Source organism: Thermococcus sp. 21S9 (assembly GCF_012027635.1).
GTDB lineage: Archaea > Methanobacteriota_B > Thermococci > Thermococcales > Thermococcaceae > Thermococcus.
Map to the genome: position 1 here is coordinate 1 of NZ_SNUS01000053.1, position 419 is coordinate 419.

At 37.5% G+C, this 419-nt stretch carries 1 protein-coding gene and 1 pseudogene; both read left to right on the forward strand.

The annotated features are described in order from the left end of the window. Window positions 1-230: pseudogene (locus tag E3E28_RS10925) on the forward strand (adenylate kinase); the annotation flags it as partial. 50 nt (window positions 231-280) lie between these two features. Next, window positions 281-419, forward strand: a 139-nt coding sequence (locus E3E28_RS10930; protein ID WP_167915467.1) for a MoaD/ThiS family protein, incomplete at its 3' end; no start/stop codon positions are given.

Below are 419 nucleotides of genomic sequence, written 5' to 3' on the forward strand. Positions count from 1 at the left end.
TTATATGTGGAGGTGAAATTGTCCAGAGGTCCGATGACAAGCCAGAAATCGTTGCAAAGCGATATGACATTTATATAAGAAATATGCGACCGATAATTAAGTTCTACAAAAAACAAGGAATCTACGTCCAAATTAATGGCCATGGAGGAATTGAGGAAGTTTGGGAAAGGATTAGGCCACTATTGGATTATATCCGCAACAAAGAGAAAAAGAGAAAAGAGCACGAGTGAGAGAAAAATCTTTATTTCCAAACTCTAAAACTTGATTTTGGTGAGTCTTAATGAAGGTGAAGTTTTATGCCACATTGAGAGAATTGACTGGAAAGAAGGAGATTGAAATCAGTGGAGTAAGAACTGTAGGGGAACTTCTGGACAAGCTTGATGAAATGTTTCCAGGAATTAAGAAAGAGCTGATTGACG